At 74.3% G+C, this 791-nt stretch carries 1 protein-coding gene and 2 pseudogenes; all 3 read right to left on the minus strand.

Annotated features, from left to right (window positions below):
- Positions 1-99 (minus strand): annotated as a pseudogene (locus tag SNE206_RS40080) (ATP-binding protein); the annotation flags it as partial.
- The gene (locus tag SNE206_RS40085) at positions 80-532 is read right to left on the minus strand and encodes a DUF742 domain-containing protein (protein WP_030277985.1); all 453 of its coding nucleotides are present in this window, start codon (positions 530-532) and stop codon (positions 80-82) included. The pseudogene SNE206_RS40080 and the gene SNE206_RS40085, both read right to left, overlap by 20 nt.
- A 132-nt stretch (positions 533-664) precedes the next feature.
- A pseudogene (locus SNE206_RS40090) lies at positions 665-791 on the minus strand (roadblock/LC7 domain-containing protein); the annotation flags it as partial.

The raw sequence follows: 791 nt of genomic DNA on the forward strand, positions 1-791 counted from the left end.
GAGCGTGGTCTTGCCGACACCGAAGCCGCCGGCGACGACGATCTTCGCGGAGGTGGTGGCGCGGCTGGGGGCGGCCGCGTTAGAGCTTGCGAAGTCCACTGAGGACCCTTTCGAGCAGCGTGACGTCAGGCGCACCGCCCGACTCGCCCGCCGCAGCGGGCTGGTGGATGGTGACCAGGCCGGCCTCGGCCAGGTCGGCGACGAGAATGCGGGCGACCCCGAGCGGGACCCCGGCGAGCGCCGAGATCTCGGCGACGGACTTGACCTCGCGGCAGAGCCCGACGATCCGGGCGTGCTCCGGCAGCAGTCCGCCCGAGCGCTCGGCCGAGCCGGTGGTCGAGATCAGCGCCTCGATCGCCAGCTGGTACCTGGGCCGCGTGCGGCCACCGGTCATCGCGTACGGACGGACGAGCGGCTGCTGCTCGTAGCCGCCGGACTGCTGCTGCCCACCGTAGCCGCCGGCCTGCTGGCCGCCGTAGCCACTGCCGTACCCGTTGCCGTAGGAGCCGGCCGGTGTCGGGGGCGGGGTCATAGGTCCTCCTCGTGCTGCCGCCGTTCGCAGCGGGGTTCCAGCCGGACGGTGCCGGCTGAGGCGGTCGGCCGCCCGGGGGCGGCCGATGGTCGGTGCGCCCGACCAGGCGGGCCGGGCGCATGGGGGTCGGGATCAGTGCAGCAGGCTGCCCTGGAGTTCTGCCCGGAGGGCGGGGGTGAGGACGGCTCCGGCGCGGTCGACGAGGAGGGCCATCTCGTAGCCGACGAGGCCGATGTCGGAGTCGGGTGCGGCGAGGACG

The organism is Kitasatospora sp. NE20-6 (genome assembly GCF_045862635.1).

Coding starts and splice junctions, on each gene's coding strand:
- SNE206_RS40085 (WP_030277985.1), bottom strand. CDS start 532: ATGACCCCGCCCCCGACACCGGCCGGCTCCTACGGCAACGGGTACGGC.